The sequence below is a fragment of the Cupriavidus laharis genome, from assembly GCF_914271435.1.
In the GTDB taxonomy this organism is placed as follows: domain Bacteria; phylum Pseudomonadota; class Gammaproteobacteria; order Burkholderiales; family Burkholderiaceae; genus Cupriavidus; species Cupriavidus laharis.
The window spans coordinates 1-19,856 of sequence record NZ_CAJZAI010000011.1 but is presented as its reverse complement, the minus strand read 5'-3'; the positions used below and the strand labels follow the sequence as shown (position 1 = coordinate 19,856).

The 19,856-nt window shown below is 59.3% G+C and carries 18 protein-coding genes and 3 pseudogenes; 6 read left to right on the top strand and 15 right to left on the bottom strand.

Annotated features, from left to right (window positions below; genetic code table 11):
- Positions 1–323 precede the first annotated feature (323 nt).
- From LDO29_RS20165 to LDO29_RS20155, 3 genes are all read right to left on the bottom strand, one after another.
- The gene (locus tag LDO29_RS20165) at positions 324–827 is read right to left on the bottom strand and encodes a hypothetical protein (RefSeq protein WP_224081541.1); all 504 of its coding nucleotides are present in this window, start codon (positions 825–827) and stop codon (positions 324–326) included.
- Positions 828–1,121: 294 nt separating this feature from the next.
- On the bottom strand, positions 1,122–2,963 hold the full coding sequence (locus tag LDO29_RS20160) for a PHA/PHB synthase family protein (RefSeq protein ID WP_396022700.1): 1,842 nt from the start codon (positions 2,961–2,963) through the stop codon (positions 1,122–1,124).
- Positions 2,964–4,334: 1,371 nt separating this feature from the next.
- Complete coding sequence (locus LDO29_RS20155) at positions 4,335–6,269, bottom strand: aconitate hydratase (RefSeq protein ID WP_224081540.1); 1,935 nt, start codon at positions 6,267–6,269, stop codon at positions 4,335–4,337.
- 367 nt (positions 6,270–6,636) lie between these two features.
- Between LDO29_RS20155 and LDO29_RS20150 the strand changes: the two genes are divergently transcribed.
- Positions 6,637–6,846, top strand: a complete 210-nt coding sequence (locus LDO29_RS20150; protein ID WP_224081539.1) for a DUF2188 domain-containing protein — start codon at positions 6,637–6,639, stop codon at positions 6,844–6,846.
- Between the two features lie 250 nt (positions 6,847–7,096).
- Here LDO29_RS20150 and LDO29_RS28365 read toward each other — a convergent pair.
- Positions 7,097–7,403 (bottom strand): annotated as a pseudogene (locus tag LDO29_RS28365) (Tn3 family transposase); the annotation flags it as partial.
- A 22-nt stretch (positions 7,404–7,425) separates the two neighbouring features.
- Positions 7,426–7,684: pseudogene (locus LDO29_RS28430) on the bottom strand (hypothetical protein); the annotation flags it as partial.
- Between LDO29_RS28430 and LDO29_RS20140 the strand changes: the two are divergent.
- Positions 7,677–7,908: pseudogene (locus LDO29_RS20140) on the top strand (IS5/IS1182 family transposase); the annotation flags it as partial. The pseudogenes LDO29_RS28430 and LDO29_RS20140 overlap by 8 nt on opposite strands.
- 130 nt (positions 7,909–8,038) lie before the next feature.
- Here the strand turns inward: LDO29_RS20140 and LDO29_RS28360 are convergent.
- The 6 genes from LDO29_RS28360 to LDO29_RS20115 all read right to left on the bottom strand — a co-directional run bounded on the left by LDO29_RS28360 (position 8,039) and on the right by LDO29_RS20115 (position 12,747).
- Positions 8,039–8,272 carry a DUF2188 domain-containing protein gene (locus tag LDO29_RS28360; RefSeq protein WP_224081538.1) on the bottom strand — a complete coding sequence of 78 codons (234 nt, stop codon included), beginning with the start codon at positions 8,270–8,272 and terminating at the stop codon, positions 8,039–8,041.
- Between the two features lie 677 nt (positions 8,273–8,949).
- A complete protein-coding gene (locus LDO29_RS20130; protein ID WP_224081537.1) occupies positions 8,950–10,452 on the bottom strand; it encodes a tripartite tricarboxylate transporter permease in 1,503 nt (500 codons plus the stop codon).
- A gap of 10 nt (positions 10,453–10,462) precedes the next feature.
- Positions 10,463–10,924, bottom strand: a complete 462-nt coding sequence (locus LDO29_RS20125; RefSeq protein WP_224081536.1) for a tripartite tricarboxylate transporter TctB family protein — start codon at positions 10,922–10,924, stop codon at positions 10,463–10,465.
- An 898-nt stretch (positions 10,925–11,822) separates the two neighbouring features.
- Complete coding sequence (gene tnpA / locus LDO29_RS28355; protein ID WP_396022699.1) at positions 11,823–12,128, bottom strand: IS66 family insertion sequence element accessory protein TnpA; 306 nt, start codon at positions 12,126–12,128, stop codon at positions 11,823–11,825.
- 36 nt (positions 12,129–12,164) lie between these two features.
- Positions 12,165–12,410 carry a hypothetical protein gene (locus LDO29_RS20120; protein WP_224081535.1) on the bottom strand — a complete coding sequence of 82 codons (246 nt, stop codon included), beginning with the start codon at positions 12,408–12,410 and terminating at the stop codon, positions 12,165–12,167.
- Positions 12,411–12,471: 61 nt separating this feature from the next.
- The gene (locus LDO29_RS20115) at positions 12,472–12,747 is read right to left on the bottom strand and encodes an H-NS histone family protein (protein WP_224081534.1); all 276 of its coding nucleotides are present in this window, start codon (positions 12,745–12,747) and stop codon (positions 12,472–12,474) included.
- A 592-nt stretch (positions 12,748–13,339) separates the two neighbouring features.
- Between LDO29_RS20115 and LDO29_RS20105 the strand changes: the two genes are divergently transcribed.
- Together LDO29_RS20105 and LDO29_RS20100 are read left to right on the top strand one after the other, a co-directional pair.
- The gene (locus LDO29_RS20105) at positions 13,340–13,984 is read left to right on the top strand and encodes a DUF1326 domain-containing protein (protein ID WP_224081533.1); all 645 of its coding nucleotides are present in this window, start codon (positions 13,340–13,342) and stop codon (positions 13,982–13,984) included.
- Positions 13,981–14,772 carry a DUF2182 domain-containing protein gene (locus tag LDO29_RS20100; RefSeq protein ID WP_224081532.1) on the top strand — a complete coding sequence of 264 codons (792 nt, stop codon included), beginning with the start codon at positions 13,981–13,983 and terminating at the stop codon, positions 14,770–14,772. Before LDO29_RS20105 ends, LDO29_RS20100 begins: the two co-directional genes overlap by 4 nt.
- Positions 14,773–15,071: 299 nt before the next feature.
- Here LDO29_RS20100 and LDO29_RS20095 read toward each other — a convergent pair whose 3' ends face one another.
- Genes LDO29_RS20095 through LDO29_RS20085 form a run of 3 tightly spaced genes read right to left on the bottom strand, consistent with a single transcriptional unit; the run spans position 15,072 to position 16,606 of the window.
- Positions 15,072–15,515, bottom strand: coding sequence for an NAD(P)H-dependent oxidoreductase (locus LDO29_RS20095; RefSeq protein WP_253074134.1), 444 nt, complete (start codon positions 15,513–15,515; stop codon positions 15,072–15,074).
- Positions 15,516–15,519: 4 nt separating this feature from the next.
- The gene (locus tag LDO29_RS20090) at positions 15,520–15,852 is read right to left on the bottom strand and encodes a thiolase family protein (RefSeq protein WP_224081530.1); all 333 of its coding nucleotides are present in this window, start codon (positions 15,850–15,852) and stop codon (positions 15,520–15,522) included.
- Positions 15,797–16,606 (bottom strand): enoyl-CoA hydratase/isomerase family protein, encoded by an 810-nt coding sequence (locus LDO29_RS20085; RefSeq protein ID WP_396022698.1) that lies wholly within the window; start codon positions 16,604–16,606, stop codon positions 15,797–15,799. The genes LDO29_RS20090 and LDO29_RS20085 overlap by 56 nt, the downstream gene beginning before the upstream one ends.
- Positions 16,607–16,972: 366 nt before the next feature.
- Between LDO29_RS20085 and LDO29_RS20080 the strand changes: the two genes are divergently transcribed.
- Both LDO29_RS20080 and LDO29_RS28120 read left to right on the top strand, forming a co-directional pair.
- Positions 16,973–17,443 carry an AraC family transcriptional regulator ligand-binding domain-containing protein gene (locus LDO29_RS20080; RefSeq protein WP_253074133.1) on the top strand — a complete coding sequence of 157 codons (471 nt, stop codon included), beginning with the start codon at positions 16,973–16,975 and terminating at the stop codon, positions 17,441–17,443.
- Between the two features lie 2 nt (positions 17,444–17,445).
- A complete protein-coding gene (locus tag LDO29_RS28120; protein WP_253074132.1) occupies positions 17,446–18,006 on the top strand; it encodes an AraC family transcriptional regulator in 561 nt (186 codons plus the stop codon).
- Positions 18,007–18,464: 458 nt separating this feature from the next.
- Here LDO29_RS28120 and LDO29_RS20070 read toward each other — a convergent pair whose 3' ends face one another.
- Positions 18,465–19,487 (bottom strand): IS110 family RNA-guided transposase, encoded by a 1,023-nt coding sequence (locus LDO29_RS20070; protein WP_224081529.1) that lies wholly within the window; start codon positions 19,485–19,487, stop codon positions 18,465–18,467.
- Positions 19,488–19,856: the final 369 nt, after the last annotated feature.

The window sequence follows — 19,856 nt, the reverse complement described above, 5'->3', positions numbered from 1 at the left end:
GTTATCGTCGACTTACGCCAATCGCGAATGCAGCAGTACCGTAGTGATGGAGAGCCCGCCGCACGCGCGGGTTCACTCAAGCCACAGCAGGTACAACGCAGCAATCAAGACGAGTCCTATTACGATGCTCAAGTAGTAGCGAATCCCGTGCAAGGGTTGCTCTGGATGACCACGGCGATGAAAAATTAGCTTCATGATGATGAACTTCCTGTGCCGCTTGCCATAGGTACAGCGAACACGCATTCGGATAGGTTCTTCCACCCGATGCAGGGGGCATGGCGCTCGCGCGCATTGGATTGCTATCCAGGATGATCTCCAAGCCCTCATACCGTACACGTGGTCGGCCCGATAACCACGTCACCAACCAGCCTCCCATGGGCTCCGATATACCGATACACAAGCGTTACCCCGAGGCGAATCAATGCTGGCACATCGGGATTTCGGCAGATCTGCCGTCCGATGTCCTTGCGTACCATCGACATGGCATCCTGCGTGCCGGCGCGGTCCGCATCAAATCCGCTCAGTCTGACGATAAAGGTGAGTCGCATTCCGTCGTTGCTACAACCCATAAATTCACTGAGTTCATCGATTGATCGCGGCGTCTTGCTGGCGACCTCTTCGCAAGCATCGCGCAATGCATGACTGGCTGCCTCGGCACCGCGCTGCAATCCGCCTGCGCCATTCATACCGATTTCCTGGCCTTCTGCCAGACCGACTAGCAGGCGTGCCAACGGCGACAGATCTTCAGGGATCGGCGGCGCCCCTTGGGCTGAGCAGCTCAGCCAGAAGAGCACTATGCCCAATAAGGTCTTTCGTCTCGGTGTCATGGCGCCTCTAATGTCCAGAGCGTAATGCTGGCCGTGACGGCCCGCGCCACTAAGGTGGCCGTGGTGCGGAACCTCCTCAAAAGCGGACAGAAAGGCCGGATAGCGCGGAGGCAAGGTTTACAGTCCGCATATTGCTTCGTCACCGTCCCGGCCGCGCAGTTCCGAATGCACTAGCGATTGCCCTTCTATTCGACTGGGTCTCGAAGCACGCGACGCTTACCGGATTCTATGACAAGGCCCGGCTGCGCCGTGTAATGGCGTATTTTTGATTTGGGCTGAATCCGTTACGTTGGGTCAACGTTGATAAACGTACGTCCCAGGTGCGTCCGCCAGAATAGGCAAGCCCCGGCTTGGCGCGCCCATTGTTGGGGGTGTGACGCGCTGGCCCGATGACCTCGCTTGCAGCCAATCGACCCATGCTGGCCACCAGGAGCCTTCGTGCAGTTCGGCCCGCTCGCTCCACCGGTCCGCGTGCAGGCACGGGTCCTCCGCCGCCTTGTGCGCGAGCCTGTAGTGCCGCCTCGGATGGCCGGGCTCGCTGACGATTCCGGCATTGTGGCCGCCACTGGTGAGTACAAAAGTTACGTCGGTGTCGCTCAGATAGTGGATCTTGTAGACGGACGGCCATGGTGCGATGTGATCCCATTCTGTGCCGACGGCGAAGATCGGCGCCCGGATGTTCTGGATTGCGACCGGATGTTCATCCACCACGTACCTGCCAGCAGCAAGGTCGCTGTTCAGGAAGAGTGACCTGAGGTATTCAGAATGCATGCGGTAGGGAAGCCGTGTCGCATCCGCGTTCCAGGCAATGAGGTCGTTCATCGCCGGCGCTTCGCCCATCAGATAATGGCGAAGCAAACGCGACCAGATGAGGTCATTCGATCGCAATAGCTGGAAAGCGCCTGCCATATGGAACGCCGGGAGGTAGCCCAGCTGCCACATCAGACCCTCGAGGGATTCGAGCTGGCTGTGATCGATGAAAAGCTCGAGTTCTCCCGGCTCGCTAAAATCGGTTTGGGCGGCAAGCAGCGTCATGGAGGCGAGCCGATCATCCTCCACATGCGCCATGGCGGCGACGGCAATCGACAATAGCGTGCCACCGAGACAGTAGCCGATTCCATGGACTTTGCTGTCGGGCACGATCGTGCGAATGGCTGCAAGCGCGGCCATTACCCCCAGACGGCGATAGTCGTCAAGTCCGAGATTGCGATCGGCGGCTGTGACGTTGCGCCAGGAAATGCAGAAAACCGTAAACCCTTGGCCGACGAGATAGCGAATGAGCGAGTTTTCTGGTGACAGATCCAGGATGTAGAACTTCATGATCCAGGCCGGAACGATAAGCAGTGGCTGCCCGTGGACCGTGTCGGTCGACGGCGCATACTGGATGAGTTCAATCAGGTGGTTTCGGTAGACGACCTTGCCAGGCGTGACCGCAACCTCCTTGCCGACACGGAATTTGTCGGCGCCGGCAGGCGGCTCCCTGTTCAAATTCCGGCTGAGGTCATCAAGGAACCGCTGGAAGCCATCGACAAAGCTCGATCCTCCTGTCTGCAACGCATGATTGATCACTTCCGGATTGGTGAGGATCGAATTTGACGGCGAGAAGACATCCAGCATCTGGCGCGTCGCGAACGACACGACATTTTCGTGGTGAGGTGAGACACCTGGCGTGTCATGGGTGGCGTCATGCCACCATCGCTGCGTAATCAGGAAGGTCTGATACCAGAGCGAGAATGGTGGCTCTGTCCAGACTTCGGCGCGAAACCGCGTATCGCCTGGAGGCGGCTCGATGCAAGGTGGTGTCTTGCCTCCAGCTAGCATTCGGCGCAGGGCATGGGCTACCAGCCGAGCCGACATCAGCCCTCCCCTGATGACAAGCTCAGCTTGTTTCCCAGGAGACCGGGCAAAATGTACTAGCCAGTCGGAATAGGCCAGCCACAAGGCAGTGGGTGAGATCCCGCCACTTGCACTTGCCGCCACGGCGGCGGCAATGCGGTCGACTGCGCGAAACAACTCGAGCTCACCCGGCTCATCGCGATGCGGGGCTTGCAGATCTGGAGTCGCTGGCCTCGAAGCCGCCCCCTGAGGGTCTCTGGGTTCGCCGGGTGTTCTGGTCTCAGGCTGTGGATTCGTCACGACGGGTCTCCAGACAACGTGTACACGCGCACCAAAAGTGCAACCGCATGGTGCCAGGAAAGGAAGCATTCCCTCTAATGCAAACCACTTTGGCGGAATTGCCTGAGTTGCTGGCGATAAAGGTCATGCGAAGCGGAGGCGTTCGCAAGCTAACCTTAGTTATAAATGTTCGGTCAGCATCCGTGCCTCGCTTGGCGAAGGAAAGCCCATGGAATTAGGTCGGCAGCGTCCCCAGGGGCCCTGTTCAACCCGCTTGCCCTATGGGGCGAATGGATTGGAATGATGCCGTTTCGCGGAATGCTGCAGCTGGCGGAGGCCTCGAAGGCCCAGCAATTTACGCATTGCTATGGGGCTCTTCCAGCAAGCCATCAAGTCACTGGGTCCGCCGGCGTTTGACATTGAGCAGGTTGAGTTCGATGGTCGGAAAATGCCGGTACAAGAGTCGGTGGTGGCGGAGACCGAATTTTGGCGGTTGCGCAGCTTTTCTTGTGTTCGAGACAGAACTAGCAAGTTGGCACGCCGCGTCCTGCTCTGCGCGCCGCTGGCCGGCCACCACGCCATGCAGTAGCGTGAAGTGATGCATTCGTTACTGCCATATGCGGACGTCTATGTCTCCGAATGGCCTGTTCAATTGAGAGAGCGTCGCGAGCTGCTTACTGGTGTGCGTTTTTGCAGAATTACTGACGGCCTCCCGGGCTGTCGGTGCCTGATCTTTTTAGTGCGTGAGCGGGCCCTGTTCCTTTTCCCTTTGGCTGTGGCAGGCCTGCTTTCTCCACATTAGGGTTGCGCGCGGAGCATAAAGTGACGTCTCCATCTTGATGGAGCGCAAACATCCGGAATCTGGCGGCTCCTTTCGCAGCATCGTCTTCTATAGTGACAGGCAGATGTCAGGAAAGGCTGGTGCTGCGTACCACGCTTGGTCCGTCAAATTCTGCCGGAGACAAAAGATGCTTAGTCCCCACGAGATCGCAGCCCTGATGGTACTCAGTGACGCGGAGGCATCCTGTGAACTGGACCCCTTTGACATTGGCGCCCTTGTCGAACGCCAGTTGGTCCGTTTCGAAGCTGCGACACCACGCCAGAGTCAGATCCAGGTGACCGGGAAAGGCCGACAATTTCTGGAGGCGATCAGCAGAGACCGCTGAGCATAGGGCTCAGTGCGGTGAGAGGGGTGTCGGCGTTTGCTTCCGCTGATGCGTCCTCAGCAAGAACGTCTTGATTGCATTGGCTCGGCCCGATCGCGACATTCCGGTTCCCCATTGGTTGTGCCTCGCGCATATCGGGGGAAAACGACTGGGGTCGAAAGCGTCAATCCGCTCGACGGTCCGCCTGCCAGTGGCCGCATTGGACGGCAGGCTAGTTCGGCAGTGCTCAGCTCAGCTCCCGCAGCCAATTGATCAACCCTCCCGCGCGTAGTATTGCCACCTGACGCGGCGAGAGCCCATGAGTCAATAGCAGGCGCTCGCCGCGGTTGGCGATGCTGGCCACGATCTCGGTTCCCGTGGCAAGAGCCCTATCGAGGTGCTCGAGCACGAGCACGTCGCCTAGCGCAAGTCTGTCGTAATCAGCCGCATCGCCAAACCTTAACGGAAGGATCCCAAAGTTGACCAGGTTCTGCCAGTGGATGCGGGAAAAGCCCCTGGCGATTACCACTCGTAGCCCAAGATACCGCGGCGCGATTGCCGCGTGTTCGCGACTCGAGCCCTGGCCATAGTTCAGCCCGCCAACGATCGCGTGATCGCCAGCTGCCCTTGCGCGCGTCACATAAGACTTGTCAATTGGTTCGTAGACAAACTCGCTGATGGCAGGAATGTTGCTCCGATAGGGGAGCACGGCGGCGCCCGCCGGCATGATGTCATCCGTGGAAATGTCGTCGCCGACCTTAAGCAGCAGTGGCAGCCTGATCTGCTCCGGAAACGGCTCAAAGTCAGGCAATGAAAGAATGTTCGGACCCTTCACCAAGGTCTCCGCGCGCGCCTGCTCATGGGGCAGCGGCGCCACGAGATTCTGCCAGTCGATCATTGAATCGCCAGGCTCGGCGATATCCGGGTAGTCCATCTCCAACTCGCGTGGATCTGTGATGCGTCCAGCCAGGGCCGAAGCTGCGGCTGTCTCCGGACTGCATAACCACACGAGATCGTCTCGGGTACCTGAGCGGCCAGGGAAGTTGCGCGGCACAGTGCGCAGGCTGTTCTTCCCGGTCGCGGGTGCCTGGCCCATGCCGATGCAGCCGTTACAGCCGGCCTGGTGCAGGCGCGCTCCCGCGTGCAGCAAGTGTCCAATGTGACCGTCGCGTATCAAGGCCTCCAACAGGCCGCGGGAGGTCGGATTGACGTCGAAAGAAACATGCGGCGCAACCATTCGCCCCCGGACTATTTGTGCCGCAATTGCAAAGTCTCGATAGCCTGGATTGGCCGAGGACCCGATATAGGACTGATATATCTCCTCGCCAGCCACTTCTCGCACCGGAACAACATCGTCCGGACTGCAAGGTCTGGCGATCAACGGCTCGAGCAACGATAGGTCAATTTGGTCCTCGAGGTCATACTGGCAATCCTCGTCCGCCAGCAAGTTGGCGAAATCGGATTCGCGAGCGTGGGCCGCCAGAAAACGCCGCACTGCCTCATCAGCGGGAAATACGCTCGTCGTCGCGCCGAGTTCGGCACCCATATTGGCAATCACGTGGCGGTCCATGGCCGACAGCTTAATCAGGCCTGGCCCACGGTACTCAATAATGCGGTCGGTACCACCATTGACGCCATATCGACGCAGCATCTCAAGAATCACGTCCTTGGCGCTAACCCAGGAAGGCAACTCGCCGGTCAACGTGATGCCCCAGATCGCCGGCATCTTCAGGAAAAAGGGCTCACCCGCCATGGCCATGGCGACTTCAATGCCGCCAGCGCCGATCGCCAGCATGCCTAGCGAGCCCGCAGCGCACGTATGGCTATCCGAGCCGACTAGTGTCTTGCCGGGACAGCCGAAGTACTGCATGTGAGTGGGATGGCTGACGCCGTTGCCAGCGCGGCTGTACCAGATCCCGAAGCGCCTGCAGGCGCTGTAGAGGAACAGATGATCGTCCGGGTTCCTGAAATCCTCTTGCAACAGATTGTGATCCACGTACTGGACCGAAAGCTCGGTCTTGACGCGATCCAATTGCATTCCCTCCAGTTCCAGCATGACCAATGTCCCAGTCGCGTCTTGGGTCAGAGTCTGGTCGATACGGAGTGCTATCTCCTTACCCGGCCGCGTGTCACCTTCAAGAAGATGGGCGTCGATAAGCTTCTGGGCAACATTCCTTCCCATGGTATGCCCCCTAATTGTATAGGCGAGATGCCTCGATCCCGGTGAATCGAATCCTGCTTAGAGCATAGTAGGCACGACTCCTGTTCCCCGTGTAGCTCCGAATTGATGTCGCTCAGACATCAGTTTCCAGCTGTAGTGCGTTTCCGAATCGACTCTCGACGGCCGCCAGCAATAAGTTGTGGACGCCCAGCTTATGGCTTCCCGATCGCAGCGATCTCACTCGCAGCGACTCACCTTTGAGGTTTGAAAGCGTCGCTAAGGGCCCTTTTGATATCGCCATTCGCGAAAGTAGGAGGTCGCCTGACACCGGAATTGGCATGATTCAACTAGACCATTAGAAACATGTTCATACGAAGAGGTGAACAATATGCTAGTCACCGAAGTTCGGGTCATACTGACCGAAGAATCACGTTGGGCGGTAGAGACCGACGATCTGAGCAGGACTCGGGTTATCTATCCATCTCGCGGTGCAGCGATTGCCGCAGGCGTACATATGGCTATAGCAGAAGACGCGGTGCTGATGATCCATGGCATCGAGATCGAGCCAAAGAAGAGTCGGCACTTCTCTACTCAGTGACACTGGCAGGTTGCGGAATCGCTGAGCGGGCCGTAAGACACCGAACACCGCACCTGCGAGCGATGCCATGCCGAAGCTCGAATCAAACCTGAACGGTGCCATGATCAGGCCAAGCGCGACGGACAGTGCAAAATGCACGGCTAGCGCCGCAAGCATCACGCCAGCGCTGGGCGCGGCCTGTGACAGAACATCGGGGCGCATCACGAGAGCCGCCGACCGATGCGACCGAGGCTGGGAACGCGCTGGATCAGAGTTCTTGCGCGGCCAGGAAAAGGCGATTGCGGCGGCTTTCCGAGCCGAACCGGCGCAGCAGGAGCGGAGAGGAGATCGTTCCCGCCTGGATCGACAGCGCGACCTGCATCAGGTCCTGCCAGTGGAAGGGAATCAGGTCCCAGTCAACCGTGTCAGAGAACCAGCGGTCGATGTGCTTGTATTTCGCATTGGCATCCCTTGAGCAGGCCCTCCATCACGTAGATCGCTTCCCACACGCCAGGCGGGATGAAGTGCCGGAACACCGCAATGTAGTCGTCCGCCACGTGTCGGTAGGCCACTGGCCCCCATCAGCACAGTTCCAGAGCCCCGGTTGGTGGGGGCGCCCTGGTCGCGGGGGCGGCGCACCAGTTTGCGCCAGCGTTCCGAGGCGAAGCTCACATCGGCGTCGGCGGCAATCCATTTGCGATGCAGGGATTCATTGTCCAGCACCGCCGCAAGTGCCGCCAGCAGCGTGCGCGACTGGCTGGTCGACTCCTATTCCAGCACCTGTGCCAGGCGCAGCATCACCGACCGGTGCGCACGGAAATGCCGCCAGCCATAGCAGTGGCAAGTAGTTGTTGCTGCTCAACTATGCCAGGCAGGCGACTGAAGACCTGAATGTGGAAGTCACCGTGGGCGCGGACAAAGGCTCCGACGAGTTCATTCAAGCCATTCAAGCCATTCAAGCCTGCCTGGAAATGAAGGTGACGCCTCACGTGGCGCAGAACACTTCTGGGCGGCGCCTCGGCTGTTCCTGATGACATAGCTTGCAGCGCCGGTTATGCCGTCTCGCAGCAGAAGCGCAAGTTGGCGAAAAATGCGGAAAAAGTCGATGCAGTGACGCTCAGCTTCCGGATTGTGAAACATAGCGGACTCGCAAGCCTTGCGGGAGAGGCCTCACCGCTTGCGCGGTGAGTACTTCAGCGGCCTGCTAGACTAGCTAGGGGACATTCTTTTCCCGGAGGTCGAGCGGTCCCCTAAAATCAACCCGCTTAGCAATACAACCATCCTTCTCGTGAACATATATCAGTATCCCCCGCGCGACGGCAAGCGAGGTCGCAATTGCGATGGCCTTCGCGAGTTCAAGATTTGACGCCACGCGTCCAATGCCTTCCTCAGCTATCGCCCACTTCGTGCCGTCGTACACAACATGTAGATTTCGGTTCTGTACCATTCGCATTTCGAAAGAGCGGGGGCCACTCCCCCCGGTTGCAGAAGCCTGTGGCGACAGCGGAGTAACAGACACGGAGGCACCTTGGCTTCGGGAAAGGCGACATCAATATGAATAAAATGCGACGGAACATCCGTGCGGCATCTTAAGTATCATACAGAGCGCATCACAATCAAGTAGCGGCCGGCTCGGGCAATCCAGTGCCATGTTCCGATGAGATGGACCACAACGAGTTGCTCGTTTTTAGCTTTCGCGATCTCTCGCATATAACGGGCCAGATTCAGTTGTCGCGAGGTTTGAGCGAGTTGCGGATGGCAGCATACCGGCACCAGTCGTGGCTCGAACAGCAGGCAGAACCGCCTCATTGCGCTGAGAGTCACCTGCAGCCGGTATTCATTGTCCCAGCGGACAGACCACCTGTGTTTGCGGCACGGTCACAAGGGATTGAAAGAGCACCTCTTCCAGAAGGGAGTGGACTCGCTCGTTTCATCGGCATGGCTGCCAGTTGGATCAATCATGGGATGGTGAATGGGCACTATCGTCACGCATGGTGGTGCGCGAATTGCTTGTCAGATTGTCTTCAAAGAATCGCCGGCTATGTGGCTGGATCTGACCACCTGATTCAAGGAAAGGAGAGCGACCTGAAATGCGAGCACACTTCAGGCCGCAACGCTGCCATCCTATTCTTCCTGAAACGCCTCCTCTCTCTTTGCTTTGATCGAGGGCAGTGCCACCACAGCCACCAGCGCCGCGGCGGCCACCAGCAGGCCCAGTGACAGCGGCCGTGTAGTGAACACCGAAAAGTCCCCGCGCGACAGCAGCAAAGTGCGGCGGAAGTTCTCTTCCATCATCGGCCCCAGCACGAAGCCCAGCAGCAGTGGGGCGGGTTCGCAGCGCAGCTTGTGGAAGATGTAGCCAATCAGGCCGCACGCGGCCGCGGCGAAGACATCGAAGACCGTGTTGTTGACCGAATAGACGCCGATGCTGCAGAACACCAGGATCGCCGGATAGAGGAAGCGGTACGGCACCGTCAGCAGCTTGACCCAGATGCCGATCAGAGGCAGGTTCAGCACCACCAGCATCAGGTTACCGATCCACATCGAGGCGATCAGTCCCCAGAACAGCGCCGGGTTGCTGGTCATCACCTGCGGCCCCGGCTGGATATTGTGAATGGTCATGGCGCCGACCATTAGCGCCATCACCGCGTTGGGCGGGATGCCCAGCGTCAGCAGCGGAATGAACGACGTTTGTGCCGCGGCGTTGTTGGCCGACTCGGGCCCTGCAACGCCTTCGATCGCGCCCTTGCCGAATTCCTGTGGATGCTTGGACGCCTTCTTCTCCAGCGAGTACGCGGCGAATGATGCCAGCGATGCGCCGCCGCCCGGCAGGATGCCCAGCGACGAGCCCAACACAGTGCCGCGCAGCACGGCCGGGATCATGCGCCTGAAGTCCTCCTTGTTCGGGAACAGGTTGGTGACACGATCGGTAAAGGTCTCGCGGTGCTCCTTCTGCTCCAGGTTGGCGATGATTTCGGCAAATCCGAACAGGCCCATCGCGAGTGCGGTGATGCTGATGCCGTCGGTCAGTTCCGGCACGTCGAACGAGAAGCGTGCGGCGCCGGAGTTCACATCGGTGCCAACCAGCCCGAGCAGCAGGCCCAGCACGATCATCGCCACTGCCTTGACCAGCGAGCCCGACGCCAGCACCACGGCACCGATCAGCCCGAGCACCATCAGCGAGAAGTACTCTGCGGGACCGAACTTGAACGCCAGCTCCGACAGCGGTGTGGCGAAGGCGGCCAGGATAAGCGTGGCCACGCTGCCGGCGAAGAACGAGCCAATGCCCGCCGTGGCAAGCGCCACGCCAGCCCGGCCGCGCCGAGCCATCTGGTAGCCGTCGAGCGTGGTCACCACCGCCGAGGACTCGCCCGGCAGGTTGACCAGGATAGCGGTGGTCGAGCCGCCGTACTGCGCGCCGTAGTAGATGCCGGCCAGCATGATCAGTGCGGCCACTGGCGGCAGCGTGTAGGTGATCGGCAGCAGCATGGCGATGGTGGCCAGCGGCCCCAGGCCGGGCAGCACACCGATCAGCGTGCCGAGAACGCAGCCGAGGAAGGCATAGGCCAGGTTCTGCAACGACAGCGCGGTGGAGAACCCGAGTGCGAGATGACTGAGCAGTTCCATCGAGAGTTTCCTAGTTGGTGAAGATTGCCGGCCACATCGGCATCTGCAAATTGATGCCGTAGACAAATGCGACCGTGCTGATCGCCACCAGCACCACCGCATTCAGGATGGCGCCCTTCCAGTTGAACTCATGGCTGGCCATCGACGACACCAGCACTAGCGCCAGCACCGACACCACCATACCCAGCGGCTTGAGCATAAGACCGAAAAGCACAACCGAGCCGAGAATCCACAGCAGCGTCTTGATGTCCCAGCGGGCCATGCGATCGGCCTCGCCTTCCTTCGAGGTGGCGCCGAACGCCACAACGGCGCCGAGCAGAGCCAGCACGATGCCAAGCCAGAACGGGAAATATCCAGGGCCCATGCGGGCAGCGGTGCCCATGGAGTAGCCACGGGCGACGAAGGAAAAACTCAGACCGACAACGATGAACATCAGGCCGGAAAGGAAGTCTGTTTGCTTGCGTATGCGCATGCGGCTGGCTCCTTGAAGACGCATTGGCAGGCGTTGAGACTAATCCTCGCCAGGCCGCGTCGATTTCTAAAGGGCCAAACCATACATCATGTCGTGATGTATGTTAGAGAAAACAAGGGTAATTCCCTAGAGAAATGGGGTCGGATTGCGAAAAACGTATGGTGTCGCGCAGGCTGCGGGCGTCTGACGTCATTGCGGTGTCACATACTGCCGCCCGAAATGGTTGAACTAGGAAAACTTGCGCGGCAAGGCATGTCCGAAAGAGACTTTTGTACAGACCTGCCAGCGCGAGTTTGATCTTGTTTCCTTGGAGGCCGGCGTGGCCATCGCGATTGCCATGGCACGAACAACGTTTCTTCCGACGGCAAAATGGTGGGGACAATGTGCGTGTATCGCTAGCGCGCTGGTCAGGGTGGCGCTCGACGGAACGCGTCGACATCAATGATCGGTAGATTCGAATGGGGTTCATCCCATCTGGAAACGGCGCCGCTCACATGAACCGCCTTTCCGATCCAGGGCTCGATTGCTTGGCGGTCAACGCCGTCCAAAACCCATATGATTCCACCGCTTGTCTGAAGCACGGGGTAGAGAAAGGGTGCGTTGCCGCGCATGTAGACGTGGCCCACCACCTCGACATGCTGGCCCACAACGTACGGCGTTGCGTCGCCAGCCAAGGCCAGCGGGATCGTCCCGAGGAAAAGTGCAACGATTGCTAATCTATTCAGCATACGTGACGTTTTAGTAGGCGTTCCTTCAGTAAAAAAGGCGAAACGTGCTGCCCCGGTCAGGCAATATGAACGGTGAGTAACGACGGACTACGGGCAGCCCTGCAGCAAGCATGAGGCACCGGAGATCCAGACGAATCTCAGGTGTGTCGAGCCTTCGTCACTGAATTAAGTCACTGAAGGAATGGTAGTGGGTCGCTCGCCGGCACGACAGTCGGCACTGCGACCATTGCCGCGGCGATGAATGCCGTGTCTGCCGTCAATGCCATTGGCGGCGCCACCGGCGATTGCTGCTCGTGGTTCAAACGCTTGCGCCACATGCCGAAAGTGCTAGCCGCCAAGCCGTGCTGCCGACAGTAGGCGCGAATGCTCCCACTGCTGCTCCGCCATTGCGCCAGTAGATCGCGCCAGAAAGCCACATCGTGGCGATCATACCTTGCGCCGGCTCGTCCGCTCTTACCTTCCCGCTGATCAGCCATCGCTTCACCCCCAGAGATCGTGAAGCTCCTACCTTCTCATCGCTGCCCTCTACTCGCCAGACGGGTTCCGCAGACGGTTACGGTGATCGTGCTTTCGGTGCTGATTGACGCGATGTCCGCAAGAAAATCCTTCTGTATCAACGAGTTGTGCAAAGAGCTTTTCGTGGAAAAACCGTTGTTCTGTAAATTGTTGATTTCAAAGAGGATTTCGCCAGCCGACGTATCATTTTGCAGCGAAAGCACGATCACCCCACGCCCGGGATTCACAAAAAATCCGCCCATATCCCCTCTGCAAGCCGATTATTGAAAAGAACAATCATCGCTTGCAGTAACTGAGCTTCGTTTATCCGACCCGGTAAAACTCCACCGACTGCCCCGCATTGACCGCCCGCCGCAGCCAGTCGGGCATATCGCCCTGCCCGTCCCAACTCTGCCCCGCGGCGTTGCGGTAGCAGACCACTACTGGCAGTGGCGCGGGTGCGGGTGGCGGCGGTGGTGGTGGTGGCGGAGGCGGGTCGAAGCACCCCGCCGCTGCCAGCTCCTCCATGGTCAGCCCGTAGTCGGCCATCTCATTCTGGATCCAGCGGATCTCCGCCGCCCGCTCATTGATTTCTGTCATTGGTGTCGTTGCTGTTGTCACTGCTGTCGCTGCCGACTTCCGGATTCAGGACATCGGCTGGCGCGCCCTGCTTGTCGTCCTGCTGTTCGTCCCGTATTTCGCCTGGCGCCGCCGCCCACCGCCACCCATTCGCTCAGGTGGCCCCATCCGCAATTCTGCCAGCAGCTGGCGCGCCAGCGCCACTTCGGCCTCGGCCCGTTCGGCCCGGAACGCCCGCCACTAGCAGTGTTCAGGCCGTCGCTGCGCATAATCCGGCGCTGAGCATAATCGTGAAATTTTCGCCAAATATGGCATAACGCCATGATCTATAAGAGGAATTTCGTGTCTGTGTCCGCTCATCGTCAAGCGCCACGGGCACTGCATGGCTGATCGTCTCAAATCGACCCGAAGCTGCCTGACGACATTGGGTGTATCGATGGCAGGCTTGCGATCAGATAGCGGTCAATCTGACGGTTGGCTTCTCCGACAAAACATCACATGCGGCGTCCATCACAACAGCCTGCTCGCCCACTCACCCCCAACTTTGACTTCCACCTAGGCGTGCACTAGATTCGAACCACGCTACCCCGCGCGGAGTATAAGGAGAACAACCGTGACTCCCTGGGAAATTCAAGGCACCGAATTGATCAACTGCAATTGCTCATACGGTTGCCCTTGCCAGTTCAACGCGCTGCCGACCCACGGTTTCTGCGAAGCGATGGGCGCCATCGCGATCAGCAACGGTTACTACGGCGAAGTGCGACTCGACGACATCAACATCGCAGTCGTGTTTCAGTGGCCGGGACCGATCCATGAAGGCAAGGGCAAGTGCCAGCCAATCGTCGACGAACGGGCCAGCCCTGAACAACGCGAAGCGATTCTGAAAATCATGACAGGGCAGGACACCGAGCCATTCGCCACGATGTTCTCCGTATTCGCATCGACGCTTGACCAGGCATTCGATCCGATCTTTACGAAGATCGACTTCGACGTCGATGTCGATGCCAGGCGCGGTCGGATTCATGTCGAGGGCGTATTCGACGTCGTCGGCGAACCAATTCGCAATCCGGTGACGGGCAACGAGCATCGCGCCCGGATCGACTTGCCGCACGGCTTCGAATATGAGCTTGCCGAGATCGGCTCCGGCACCAGTCGCTCGCATGGAAATATCGCACTGGATCTCAATGGGACTTATGCGCAGTTCGCGCGACTGCACATGAATAACAAGGGACTGATCCGGCATCGCGCTGCTGCATGAGCAGCATCGAAAATATCCTCGGACGTGAGCGCGTCATCACAGCGCTTGGCATAGCCGCCCTCGCCGGGTTGTCGTGGTACTACCTTTGGACGGGCGCAGGGGTCGGCATGTCTGCGCTCGAGATGACGGCTGTCACGCTTTTCCCTCATCGACTGGCAGACGGCGGCGGGAGCATGGATCCGCCGCTGCCGACCGTGATCCTCATGTGGTGGGTGATGATGATCGCAATGATGACGCCCAGCGCGGCGCCGCTCATCCTGTTGTATCGACGCGTATTGCGGTATCACAGCGCGGTCGATGCCAAGCCCGCCATTCCGTCAATGTTTCTCCTGGCCGGCTACTTGACGGCATGGCTGGCATTCTCGATCTGCGCAGCACTGCTGCAGCAAACGTTGGAACCGACCGGCCTGATTTCGGAAATGATGCTGTGGTCGAAGAGCGCGCCCCTTTCCGCAATCGTTCTGGCGGCGGCTGGGTTCTATCAGTTCTCGCCTCTCAAGCGCGCTTGCCTCAAGCAGTGCCGTTCACCTGTCAATTTCCTCACCGCTCATTGGCGCCTCGGCGTTGCGGGCAGTTTCCTGCTCGGGGTGCGCCATGGTATTTACTGTGTCGGCTGCTGCTGGCTGCTGATGGCGCTGTTGTTCGTCGGTGGCATCATGAATCTCGTCTGGATTGCCGCGCTGTCGCTCATCGTCTTCGTGGAGAAAATCCTGCCCGAAGGAGAGCGCGTTGGCCGCGTGCTTGGTGTCGTGCTGATTGCTTGGGCAGGCGCCACGCTGCTGGTGTGATAGATCACAAAATGGTTCATCGCGGGCTCCTGGGGGCGACGAAGGTCCTATAGCGACCCGTTTCGGCCCTCCGATGAAGCCTGGTGTGCGTCATACAGTAAGTTCAGCCTGAGCGGACTGTCGGCTGCATCCCCATCCACAGGCCGTGAGCGGACGTCTCCTGGCTTTTCGTGGTCTGGCGGCGAGCGTTGCATGCCCGCCCTGAAATCACTGTGCCTCCAACGAAGCGCACGCACCTGACCGGGAGCCACGCCGGAAAAATATGCCCCGCGTTACACGCGGAGATCACGAGGAGTGGCTTAGAGCTGCTTCGGGCAGAGCTGGTTATCGAAATCGTCCATCGACGGAAATCTCAAGTGAACAAGTTCGGCGTGGCGCTGCAGGGTCTGTCGATATTGCTCCAGCAGCGCAACGCGCTGCTCCTGCGAAATGTAGGGAACGTGGTGTGCAACGAACGGTGGTAGCACCGCCATCCCGGTGTAGGCGAGCGTGCCGCGCAATATCGGCCGTAGCATGTCTTCTAGCGCGCCATGGATGCCGCCGTCTTCGAGCATGTGAGGCTGGCCGCCGATGGTCACGGCCAGCATGGCTTTCTTGCCTGCCAGTCCCCCGCGGTCATAAAAGCGCATCCCGCCGTAGCACAGGCCGGAGATCAAGACGCGGTCGATCCATCCCTTCATGATCGCCGGCATAGAAAACCAGTAGATCGGGAAGTGGAAGATCACCAGGTCGGCCCATTGCACCTTCTCAAGCTCTGCCAGAATGGCAGGCGCTAGTGTTCCATTCTCGAAGCCGTGGCGTTGCTCGCGATAAGCCGGCGGCACAGGCGTTTTCGACGGTGAACACCGGAATGCCTTCGATGCCGAGGCGGCGCATGGCGATCGGTCCGGGAATCGCGGTCTGCCCCTGGAACTGGCCATTGGTCAGCGTTGCATAGAATGCCGAGCCGATGTCGGCAGCCTCTGCGCCGGCGTCTTTCAAAGCCAGGGTGACAGCCTCGCCGACCATGTCGTATACGCTGCGCTCAAGTAAGCGTCCGAACGGCGTCATGCCGACGCCGGCAACATAGATATCGTTCATGTAATTCCCGAAAGAGGAATGAGAAAAGCGGGATGAAAAGATCGGACGGGCTTAACGGCCCTGGAATTGGCGCGCGCTTTTCGGCGAATGCCTGCAAGCCTTCCTGCAGGTCGAAGCTGCGCAGATGGCGGCGCAACATGACTTGCTCATGCAGCAAGGCGTCGTCCCGGCTCTTGTCGGCGGAGGTGCGCGCGACTTCCTTCATGCGCCGCAACACAATCGGACTCTTCCCGGCAATCTGGCCAGCCAGCTTCATCGCGGCCTCGGCCAGTTCGCCGTCGGGATGCACTTCGGATACGAAACCGTAAGCCTTCATCTCCGCCGCCGAAAGCGTCTTGCCGGTGAACAGCAGATGCATGGCGACGTTCTGAGGAACGAGGCGCGGCAAAACCGCTGCGCCGCCAGCACCGAGACAGACACCAAAGTTGGCGTGGGCGTCCCCGATGGTGGCGCTCTCCGCGGCAATGACGATGTCGGCGCACATCGCCAGCTCCAAGCCGCCGGCCATGGTGACGCCGTTAAGCGCGGCGATTACCGGTTTGGGGAAGTTGCGCAGGCGCGCAAGTGTGGCGTCGGCACGGTCGAGGAAATCGGCTTCGCCGGGCTCCGCCTTCTGACTGGCCAGCACTTCCTTCAAGTCCGCGCCAGCGCAGAATGCGGGGCCGGTGCCGCTTACCACCAGCACGCGAATCGCATCATCGGCGGCGATCTGTGCCAGCCGGCGGTCCAGCTCGGCCAGCAGCGCCATATTCATCGCGTTCATCGCCTTGGGACGATTGAGCGTCAGACGCGCGACCGTGCCGGCGACTTCAAACAGCTATACTTCTTCGGTCATGGTGTCTCCTGGATGGCCGTGATTCTTGTTGTGGCGGAATGGCGCAAACCTGTCCGCTGGTGGAAAGCATCATAGGAAGAGGGAAGCGACCGCGCGGCTCTTTGGAGCGAAAAGTGCATTCCCCAAAGCGATCCGGGCAGTCATCTGCGGACCGTACAAGCGGGAGAAGAATGTGGAGGAAAGGTTGCCCTTCTGGCATGGCTCAAGGTGGCCGCCTTGAGCGCGCCCTGACCGGAAAGGGCGGTGTAGAATCAACAGCGCCCCATCTGCCAACATCGCACCGTCTTGAAATCCGACCGCCACTCCCCCCTCGCCGCAGCACAGGAAGCGACGACCATAGGGGGGTACTGCACGGCAATCGCCAAGGCTTTGGACGCACGCGGCGTGGACAGCGATCGCATTTTCCGCTCCGTCGGCGTGCAACCCCACATGGCGAACGGTCCCATGGTCCGGCTGCCCGCCGCTACCCTGACCAGGCTATATCGCGCCTGTGTGGACGCCACCAACAATCCGTATTTCGGCCTGTCGGTCGCCCGGCACATCCATATCTCCAATTTGCATGCGCTCGGCTACGCGCTCGCCGCCAGCAGCACGTTGCTCGATTTCTGTCGCCGGCTGGAGCGGCACTTCCGGCTGGTGTCGCAGGCAGCGACCCTCCGTGTCATTGAGGCAGGCAACAGGATCGCCCTGCGCGGCACCGACTTCAATATCGAGGTCAGCGGCGAAACTGAGGACGCGTTCGTCTCCTGGTGCTGACGATGCGCATGTTGTACAAACCGGGCTTCAACCCGCTATCCGTGGAATTCCATCGTCCGATGCCGCGTGAAGGTGACGAGCCATACCGCGCCCTGATGCGCGCCCCGGTCAGTTTTTCGAATCAGGCCACGACGCTGACGTTCGACAAGCATGAGTTGTTGCAGTCGCTCAACGGAGCTTGCCCGGAACTGGCGCAAGTCAATGACAACATCGCGAATCAATATCTTGCGCGGCCGGACAAGAACGACGTGGTGACTGGAGTCACCCAGAAGATCATCGAACTGCTGCCCTCCGGTGACTGCAGTAGGGAGAAGGTCGCCGAAGTGTTGTGCATGAGCCCGGCGACTTTGCAGGTGCGTCTAGCGAAGCACGGCACCAATTTCCTGCAATTGATGGACGACACACGCAGCGATCTGGCTTGCAATTACATGCAACAGCGAACACGCTCCGTCACCGAAATCACTTTCCTCCTCGGTTTTACCAGCACCAGCAATTTTGCTCGTGCGTTCAGGCGATGGACCGGCATATCGCCTACGCAATTCCGGGAGGGGGGGTCGGAGTAGGTTTGTCGCAGTAGTCATCGTAGTAGAGATCAGTCGACACCCCCGCTGCGCCCAATTGTTCGTGCCCTATCTCGCGAAATGGTCCAGGCAGGAAACGGTCTCCAACGTATTGTTCCAGTGTTCATGGACCGTCCCGCGCTGACAAGTTGCTTCAGTCTAGGCGATGCACTAGTGTTTTCACACAACCTTATATGGACACCGCCCGGTTTGCCAAGTTGATCTTGTTGTGATGCCCTTAACAGGGTATCGGCTGCAGTCTTATATCCGGCCTGTTCTGCAAGCCGAAGCCTGCGGGCCCTGATGGAATTCGCCAGGAACGTCCTCATCTCGGCCACGCACTTTTAAGCGCAAGGCTGTGTTCAGGTTTGCGTTCCTGCGGTCCGACCTGTTTTGCCATCACATCGAAATCAACCTCAGCAACCTATCGGTACTCCAACGTTTACCTTTACTGCTGACTGCTAAGCGAGCCTGACGCTAACGTGGTGCTTATCGTATGTGCCACTGTGCGCAAGAATAGCCCATGCCGTCCGCGCCATCTTGTTGGCCAGGGCCACTGCCGCAACGTTCGCTGGTCTTCGCTCCTGGATTGCCTTCTGCCAGGCCGTCGGGACTTTCGCGTGACACATTACGGAGCGCGCACCATGGATCAGGAGTGTGCGCAGGTACGGATCACCTCGTCTGGAGATTGATCCCAGCCGGATTTTTCCGCCGGTGCCAGTTTGCCGGGGTACCAGCCCAAGGAATGAGGCAAACTCACGTCCAGACCTGAACGTCCTTGCATCACCAATCGTGGCGACCAACGCAGTTGCGGTGAGCTTGCCGATGCCAGGTACTTCAGCAATAGCGCGGCACGCCTCCTCGTTCTTGTGCCAGACGTTTATTTTCTTCTCAAGCTTGTCGATATCCTGCTCGATTCCGTCGATGCGTTTCAACTGGTCCTGCAAACTGCTGATCACGGCTCCCGGCAGGGTGTCTTCGAGCTCCGCCATTCGTGCACGGATCTCAGTGAGTCCGGCAACGCGTCCGGCGCGGAATGACACACCGAACTCGTAGAGGAGCCCTCGTATCTGGTTCACCTGCATGGTACGGAACTTAATCAGCAGCGAGCGCATGCGGTGAAGAGCGAGGATTGCCTGCTGGTCTTCTGATTTCGCCGCTACGGTTCGCATTCCTGGCTGGTGCACCGCCGTCCAGATTGCCCGCGCGTCCGCTGCGTCGGTCTTGTTCGTTTGGACAAATGGACGAATGAATTTGGGATGCAACAGCACCACCTCGTGCCCGAGCGCCTTGATCTTGCGGGCCCACCAGTGCGCACTGCCGCAAGCTTCAAGCGCCACACGACCCCCAGGCCGCAGCGCTAGAAACGAAATCAGCTCGTCGCGTCGGAATCTCCGATTTGCTATCTCTCCCGTCTGCGCGTCGACCCAGTACATCTGGAAGACTTGCTTTGCAACATCCAGTCCGTATGTCGTAGCATTCATTTGGGCCCTCCGTTCCTCGAGTGGAAGTGTTGAATCTCCACTTTGGCACATTGATGCCGTTCGGTTCTGGAGGGCCTCCGTGTTCCTCTCGCGCCCTGCTTCCCCGAAGGGAGGGCGGTGTCCATTCCATCTCGGCCAGTTACTGCCGCTTGCCTTCACCGTCAAGCGGCCATTCGAGCGGCGGCTTCGATCGAATAGTGCCGATAAGCGCTGCAGCTATCGCAAATGAATCATGTGGAGCGTGCCTTGGCGTTGTCTGGGGTAGTCGTCCTTTTTGTGCAAAATATTACGGTTTCCCCGCAAAGCCTTTCTTTATAAGGCGCTCCGGGCAAAGCAGACAGCTGCCTGCTGCCCTCAAGTGACTTCGGG